Origin of the sequence: Kaistella sp., from assembly GCF_049588135.1 — a bacterium.
Classification (GTDB): Bacteria; Bacteroidota; Bacteroidia; order Flavobacteriales; family Weeksellaceae; genus Kaistella.
The window spans coordinates 1-7,885 of record NZ_JBAVFG010000215.1 but is presented as its reverse complement, the minus strand read 5'-3'; the positions used below and the strand labels follow the sequence as shown (position 1 = coordinate 7,885).

Here is a 7,885-nt window from a genome sequence, read left to right as displayed (position 1 = left end):
TTTGAGTTTTGTTTGATGATTGATGGTTGATGGTTGATGGTTCTGCAAATCCATTGGTAAATTGTTAAATTTCTACTTTGTTACATTAGAAATAAATTCTTCGAATTTGCTTCCAGGATTTTCATTTTTCATAAAATATTCTCCCATTAGAAAACCATCAAATCCTTTTTCTTTTAAGAATTGATAATCTTTCAAGTCATAAATTCCACTTTCTGCAACGGATAAAACGTCTTTTGGAAGTTGGTTTTTCAAATCGACCGAATGTTGCAAATCCACTTTGAAATCTTTTAAATTTCTATTGTTAATTCCGACCAAATCTATGTTTTTATTAAAATGTTCTAATTCATCTTCGGTATGAATTTCTAATAAAACTTCCAAACCCAATTCATGAGAAAGTTCCGTAAATTCCTGAACTTGGATCGGAGAAAGACATGAAGCAATTAATAAAATAACATCTGCTCCATTGGTTTTTGCCTCGTAAAACTGATATTCATCAATCATAAAATCTTTCCTCAAAATCGGAATTGAAATTTCATTTCGTACTTTCATTAGATCCTGAAGATTTCCACCAAAAAAAATTTCATCTGTTAAAATTGAAATTCCGCTTGCTCCGAAATTTTCATAAGATTTTGCAACTTCCAAAACAGCGGCTTTATCATTAATAATTCCTTTGCTTGGCGACTTTCTTTTGAATTCAGCAATAATTCCACTACCCGATTTCACGGATTCTTTTAAAGAAAAAGTTTTTCGCTGAAAAAATTCTGAATCTTTGAGTTGTGCTAAAGAAATTTTGCTTTTTGCGTCGGCAACTTCCTGTTTTTTATGTTCTATTATTTTGTCAAGAATATTCATTTCTAATCTATTAAAACATTTAGGCAGTTCAGGGCTTTTCCGTGGAACAAACTTTCTTTTGCCAAAGCCAAACAACTTTCGTAATCACCATATTTTCCAGTGTTTTTCAAAGCCATTGATGCATTGGCTAACACCACGGCATTTTGTTCGTAAGTTCCTTTTCCGTGCAAAATATTTTTAAAAATTTGCGCTGCTTCATCAATACTATTTCCTCCAAAAATGGTTTCTGGATCGATATTTCTAAACTGTAATTCCTCGGCGGAATAGATCTTTTCACCATTTTTATCCATAATTTTGGTATCGCTCGTCAAACTGATTTCGTCGTAACCATCCAACGCATTCACCAATAAAAAATCGGCGTTTTTCTTTTGCAATAAATATTGATAAATCCGCGCAATTTCCAAATTCGCTACGCCGATCATCGTATATCGTGGTTGAGCGGGATTAATCAACGGTCCCAATAAATTGAAGAAAGTTTTCAGTCCTAAATTTTTCCGCATCGGAGCAATCGATTTTAATGATGTGTGAAAAATCGGCGCGTGCAAATAACAGAAATTTCCTTTCTCCAAATCACTTTTTAATTCTGTTTCTGTTTCTTTAAAACGATAACCGAGCGTTTCTAAAACATTGGAAGCGCCGCTGATTGTTGATGCTGCGTAATTGCCGTGTTTGGCTACTTTTTGTCCGGTTCCGGCGACGACCAAACTCGCCAAAGTCGAAATATTAAAGGTATTTTTTCCATCGCCACCCGTTCCGACAATATCCACCAAATCGTTGGTTCCTAAATCAATTTTCGGGGCGAGTTGCTGCAAAGCTTCGGTGAAACCTTCCAGTTCTGCCAACGTAATACTGCGCATCAAAAAAACCGTAACGAAAGAAGTGACTTCAATTTCATTAAAAATATTCTTTGAAATTTCGAGTAAAATCGATTTAGCTTGTGCTTTTGAAAGCGTTTGATGGTCGAATAAATATTGTAAGATGTCTTTCATGTTTTTTTTGGTTGATGGTTGTTAGTTGTTAGTTGTTAGTTGTTAGTTGGTGGTTGATGACCTTCAGTTTTTAGTAGTTATTTCTATCAACTATGAACCGACAACTATCAACTATTTTAAAAAATTCTCAATAATCTTTTTTCCATTCGGTGTTAAAATACTTTCCGGATGATATTGAACGGCGTGAACATCGTAGTTTTTGTGTTGAAGCGACATAATCATTCCGTTTTCATCCACCGAAGTAATTTCTAATTCTTCGGGAAAATCTTCGGGATTAACCGCCCAACTGTGGTATCTTCCAACTTCTAAATTTTCAGGTAAATCTCTTAAAAGTAACGCCTCTTTTTTTATGGTTTTTGCATTTGTTGCAACGCCGTGATAGATTTCTGTCAAATTAATTAAACTTCCGCCAAACGCTTCTGCGATGGCTTGTTGCCCCAAACAAACTCCGAGAATAGATTTTGTAGACGCATATTTTTTAATCAAACCCAATAAAATTCCGGCCTCACTTGGGATTCCCGGACCGGGAGAAAGGATGATTTTATCGTACTTTTCAACATCTTCCAAAGAAATTTGGTCGTTGCGGAAAACGTCCACTTTTTCGTCCACAATTTGCTCAATCATTTGAACCAAATTATACGTGAAACTGTCGTAATTATCGAATACTAATATTTTCATAAATTTAATTTACCAATTTATTAATGTAACAGTTTACCAATTTTCGCATTGATAAATTGTTACATTGTTAGATTTCTATATTGTTATATTGATTCTGCTTTAGAAATTGCTTTTTTCAAAGCTCCTAATTTATTATTCACTTCTTGAAGTTCATTCTCCGCCGTAGATTTTGCTACAATTCCAGCTCCGGCTTGGTAAAATAAAGTGTTGTTTTTACTCAAAAAAGTTCGGATCATAATCGCCTGATTGCAACTTCCGTCGAAACCTACAAATCCGATGCTGCCGCCATAAAAACTGCGAGAAGTTTTTTCGTAATCATCAATTAATTGCATTGCGCGAAATTTCGGTGCGCCGCTTAAAGTTCCCTGTGGAAAAGTCGTGGCAATCATTTCGTACGGATTTTGATCGTCAGAAACATCAGCAATTACTTCCGAAACCATGTGAATGACGTGCGAAAAAAACTGAATATCTTTTAATTTAGAAACCTTCGTGTTTTTTCCTAAAATGCTTAAATCATTTCTCGCCAAGTCAACAAGCATCGTATGTTCGGCGTTTTCTTTGGCATCTTTTTTTAAATTTTCTGCAGCTTTCAAATCTTCTTCCATATTTCCGGTTCGCTTGAAAGTTCCTGCAATTGGGTGAATTATCGCTTTTCCGTCTTTAATAATCAGTTGACTTTCCGGACTGGAACCCATTAATTTATAATCACCATAATCAAAGAAAAATAAATATGGAGAAGGATTTATATTTCGCAAAGCCCGATAAACATTGAATTCGTCACCTTGAAATTTCTGTTGAAATCTTCGGCTTAAAACCAACTGAAAAACATCGCCACGGAAACAGTGTTTTTTGGCAGTTTCTACCAATTCGCGATATTCTTCATCTTTTAAATTTGAAGTTTCATCATCGATTTTTTGAAAGGGAAAAATGGGAGCATTTTTCTGATGAATTAAATTTTCAATTGTGGAAAGTTCAGATTTTAAACCTGCGATTTTATTTTCAATGAGAAACATTTCATCGTTGTGATGATTGATTGCAATCACGTATTGATAAAGGCGATAACGCAAAAGTGGAATTTTATTTTCCTCCGAAAGTTCTTTAAATTTTATGTTTTCAAAAAACGGAATCGCATCATAAGAAGTGTAACCAAAAAATCCCTGCGCCGATTTCCCGATGGCCAAATTTGGTTTTTCACAGTGGAAAGTTTCAGAAAAATTTTGAAGCAAATCTGTCAGTTTTTCCTTTTCAATATTGATTTTTTTCGGACTTTCCAACGGAAATTTTATTTCAGCTTCTTCGTAATTTTTAATCTCAATTCCGGCAATCGCGTTCACAGCGATAAACGAAAAATTATTGTCGGTATTTTGATTTCCGGCGCTTTCCAAAAGAATGGTGTCGCGAAACTGATCGCGAAGACGAAGGTAAATTCCAATTGGAGTGAAAAGGTCACTTAATGTAGATTTTACGATAGTTTTCAGTTTGATAGGTTGTTCAAATTTCATCTGTAAATTTGGTTTTTGGGGAAAAAAAAAAGACTTCAACGCATTCGTCAAAGTCTTTCCATTAATATTGTACATATTTTTATACAAAAGAATAGCGTTCAAGACCTTGCGAGTTTTGAAGCCACCACCAATTTGTATTTTTCGTTAGTTTCATTAGGGCAAATATATAAATGTTTTTTTTATCTGCAAGAGATTTCTTTAAAATTATTCTTCTACATTTTTCAGTGCCATTAATAATTGATAAGCTCCATTTGTAACAAACTTCTTATTAAAATTTTCTTCTTTAAAATCTAAAAGTTCGGTAAAACCATTTTCGGAATTTCCGATTTTTACGGGAAACATTTTGTAGGTTTTTGGTTTAATCTCCTCGAAAATAAATTGTTGATCTTCCCAAGTAACAACGGCCTCATCGGGAATTACAACACCAATATTTGAATCGGTTTCTACTTCACCGTTCATAAAAGTTCCGGGGATTAAAGTGGCATCTTTGGTAATAAATTCGCAACGAACCTGCACACTTTTATCGGCAGAAAAATCTTTTCCGATGAGGGAAATTCGAGCTTCATATTTTTCGGTTGGGTTTTGATTGGTGTACGCAAATACTTTTTGACCCGTAGAAATATTATTCAAATCCTTTTCGAAAACCTTTAATCCTAAAAAAATATCGCCAGAATTTACAATCTCAAACATTTTTTCCGTTGGCGAAACATATTGCCCAATGTTTACATTTACTGCAGAAACATGTCCTGAAATAGGCGAAATTACGGCAAAAGTTCTTCGGATATTATTCGCATTTAAGGAGTTTGGATTAATTCCCATCGCCGCCAATTTCTGGGCGATTCCTTTCATCATAATATTTTGATTTTGGGCTTCGTTAAAGGCTTTTTGGGTTACTTTATCGGAACTTGCTTTGTTCTCGTTCAAATCTTTTTGTCGGGAATAATCTTGTTGGGCATATTGCAAATTCGACTTTGCCAATAAATAATCTTGCTGAAGTTGCACCAATTCAGGATTTTCTAACATTGCTAAAACTTCTCCTTTTTTAACGAAATTCCCCGGCATAAATCGGGAAACTTTCACATAACCGCCGCTTGGTGCGGAAACGCTTGCCAATCCATGTGGTGGAACACTAATTTCGCCGTTGAGAATTATTTTATTAGCAATATCGAGGTTATTTAAAGTATTGGTTTCAACTCCCGAATTTTTGATTTGCAAATCGGTTAAAGTAACCTGATCTCCTGAAACGGCCGAGGTTTTTTCAATCACAGTTTCTGGTTTGGAGCAAGAACTCAATAAAAGTGCAGCACTTATTATAATGATAAATTTATTCATGTTCTTTGATTATTGTTGTGTTAAATTATTAAGTTGAATTATTTTCTCATTTAATATTTTTTGGGAATCGATGAGATTATTTTGAATTTCTAAACTTTGGTTGATTAAAATAGACCATTCCAGATAATTTATTTCTCCTTCGTAATACAATCTGTTTGCAGTATTCATAATGGTTTCGGCATTTTTCAAACCTTTGGTTTTGTAATAATCGGTTTCGGCTTTTAGTTTTTCATATTCGCCAAAAAGTGTTGCATATTGATTTTTGAGATTCTTTGAACCGAGTTCATAATTATTTTCTGCAAGAAGTTGATTAATTTTTTGTCCTTCAATTAAAGATTTTTGTGCTCCATTGAAAAGCGGAAAATCAACCCCGATCATTCCCGAATGAAAACGTGCAGATCGGTCGTAAAAGCGATCATCAGCGCCGTTACCGAACATGCTGGAATTGTTGTAACCCAAATTAAAACTCGGTAATAGTTTCGATTTTTCGGCTTTTAGTTTGGCAAGTTCTATATTTTTCTGTTGCTCTAATTGTTTTAAAACTACAGGATTTCCATCGAAATTTAACTCTTGATGAAGAAGTTTTACTTGATAGAAATCGGAGTTTTCATTCGAATAAAATGTTGCACCATTAATTAAATAATTAAATTGATAAAGTGAGATTTGATGGTCTTTTTTGAGATTCGTTAACTGAATTCCTGCCTGACTTCTATAATTTTCTGCCGTGGTTTTTTCAAGAATATTGCTTTCGCCTTTTTTTAATCGAAGTTCTGCCCGCTGAAAATAATTGGTGTAAATGGAATCGGTTTTCAGAAGGAGTTTTTGCTTTTCGTTTTGATAATTGAGTTCATTATAAACCAGCGCTATTTCTCGTTTCAACTGCCATTTTTGCAAATCTAAATTCAATAAAGAATTTTTCCATTCTTCTACCAAAACTTGTTTTTGAGTTTTATAAAATCCCGGCAATCTAAGCGTTTGACTGACGGAAAATTTGGTGTCGGTATATGAAGAATTCATTTGCCCAATTTCGCTGGAAATATTCAACGGATCAACGGTGGCATAAGACTTTTTGATTTTGTCTTGATAATCAATTCGAAGTTGTCCGTTTTTTAAATTCAAATTATTTTTGAATGCTTTTTCGTACGCAGTTTCCAAAGAAATTGGAGTTTGGGATTTCAGTTGAATTCCTATTAATACTGAAGAAACTGCTATTATTTTTATAAAATATTTCATTGTTTTTTTATTTAATTAACCTCATTGGTTGCTTCGGCTATTTTTACTTTTTTGTTTGGGAAATGTTCTTCAAACCAAATGTAAATTAAGGGCAATAAATAAAGCGTGAGGAAAGTTGCCAAAAGTAAACCACCGATAACGACTGTTGCTAAAGGTCTTTGAACCTCTGCGCCTTCGCCGTTGCTTAATGCCATTGGCAAAAACCCGAGCGATGCGACCAAAGCCGTCATTAAAACTGGTCTTAATCGTGTTCTTCCCCCGATTTTCACAACTTCTTTTAAATCGGAATGCACTAATTTTTGGCGATTAAATTCTGCAATCAGAACGATTCCGTTCAATACTGCAACTCCGAAAAGTGCGATAAAACCAACGCCTGCCGAAATACTGAAATTCATATCGCGAATCCAAAGTGCGAGAATTCCGCCAATTGCCGAAAGTGGAATTGCCGAGAAAATGAGCAATCCGTATTTGATGGAATTAAAGGCAAAATACAACATCAAAAGAATCAACAATAAACTGATGGGAACTGCGATCATTAAACGGGAATTTGCATGTTGAAGATTTTCAAAAGTTCCACCATAAGTGATGGAATATCCAGGTGGAAGTTTGAATTCTTTTTCCACAACTTGTTGCAAATCTTCAACGGTAGATTGAATATCACGGTTTCTCACATTGAAGCCAACGATGATTCTGCGTTGCGTATTTTCGCGCTGAATTTGGTTGACACTTTCTTTCAATTCTACTCTAGCAACGGTGCTTAGCGCGATTTCTTGGCCGGACGGAGTTGCAATTAAAAGATTATTCACATCATCCACATTCTTTCTTTGCTCGCCATCCAAACGAACGACCAAATCAAATTTCTTCTCGCCTTCGAAAACAGAACCGGTAGATTGTCCGGCAAACGCAGTGTTCACAATATTATTGACGTCTTCTACATTTAAACCGAACTGTGAAAGTGCTTCTCTTTTGTAAGAAATCACGATTTGTGGCATGCCGGAAATGGGTTCTACATAAATGTTTTGCGCACCTTTTATCTTCTTGGAAATCTCGCCTAATTTCTCTGAATACACTTTTAAAGTATCGAGATCTTCGCCATAAATTTTACAAACCACATCTTGCCTTGCGCCCGTCATTAATTCATTAAAACGCATGGCAACAGGATATTGGAAAGAATAGGTAACGCCAACCAAATTTTTCTTTAGTTCGGCAGACATTTTTTCGGCGAGTTCGTCATAGGTTTTTGCGGAAGTCCATTCTTTGCGAGGTTTCAGAATAATCATCATATCACTTGCTTCAATG

At 34.9% G+C, this 7,885-nt stretch carries 7 protein-coding genes; all 7 read right to left on the bottom strand.

Annotated elements, in window-relative coordinates; genetic code table 11:
* Positions 1-72: 72 nt before the first annotated feature.
* Entirely contained in the window at positions 73-852 is a 780-nt protein-coding gene (gene trpC / locus WBY99_RS11785) for an indole-3-glycerol phosphate synthase TrpC (RefSeq protein ID WP_423976532.1), read from the bottom strand.
* A gap of 2 nt (positions 853-854) precedes the next feature.
* Positions 855-1,841, bottom strand: coding sequence for an anthranilate phosphoribosyltransferase (gene trpD, locus WBY99_RS11780; RefSeq protein ID WP_423976531.1), 987 nt, complete (start codon positions 1,839-1,841; stop codon positions 855-857).
* Between the two features lie 111 nt (positions 1,842-1,952).
* Positions 1,953-2,519, bottom strand: a complete 567-nt coding sequence (locus WBY99_RS11775) for an anthranilate synthase component II (protein WP_423976530.1) — start codon at positions 2,517-2,519, stop codon at positions 1,953-1,955.
* Between the two features lie 83 nt (positions 2,520-2,602).
* Positions 2,603-4,021: an anthranilate synthase component I family protein gene (locus tag WBY99_RS11770; RefSeq protein ID WP_423976529.1), complete on the bottom strand. Its 1,419-nt coding sequence runs from the start codon at positions 4,019-4,021 to the stop codon at positions 2,603-2,605.
* 204 nt (positions 4,022-4,225) lie between these two features.
* Positions 4,226-5,353, bottom strand: a complete 1,128-nt coding sequence (locus tag WBY99_RS11765; RefSeq protein ID WP_423976528.1) for an efflux RND transporter periplasmic adaptor subunit — start codon at positions 5,351-5,353, stop codon at positions 4,226-4,228.
* A 9-nt stretch (positions 5,354-5,362) separates the two neighbouring features.
* On the bottom strand, positions 5,363-6,586 hold the full coding sequence (locus WBY99_RS11760) for a TolC family protein (RefSeq protein ID WP_423976527.1): 1,224 nt from the start codon (positions 6,584-6,586) through the stop codon (positions 5,363-5,365).
* A gap of 11 nt (positions 6,587-6,597) precedes the next feature.
* Positions 6,598-7,885, bottom strand: a 1,288-nt coding sequence (locus WBY99_RS11755; RefSeq protein WP_423976526.1) for an efflux RND transporter permease subunit, incomplete at its 5' end; no start/stop codon positions are given.

Coding starts and splice junctions, on each gene's coding strand:
- WBY99_RS11765 (WP_423976528.1), bottom strand. CDS start 5,353: ATGAATAAATTTATCATTATAATAAGTGCTGCACTTTTATTGAGTTCT.
- WBY99_RS11770 (WP_423976529.1), bottom strand. CDS start 4,021: ATGAAATTTGAACAACCTATCAAACTGAAAACTATCGTAAAATCTACA.
- WBY99_RS11775 (WP_423976530.1), bottom strand. CDS start 2,519: ATGAAAATATTAGTATTCGATAATTACGACAGTTTCACGTATAATTTG.
- trpD (WP_423976531.1), bottom strand. CDS start 1,841: ATGAAAGACATCTTACAATATTTATTCGACCATCAAACGCTTTCAAAA.
- WBY99_RS11760 (WP_423976527.1), bottom strand. CDS start 6,586: ATGAAATATTTTATAAAAATAATAGCAGTTTCTTCAGTATTAATAGGA.
- trpC (WP_423976532.1), bottom strand. CDS start 852: ATGAATATTCTTGACAAAATAATAGAACATAAAAAACAGGAAGTTGCC.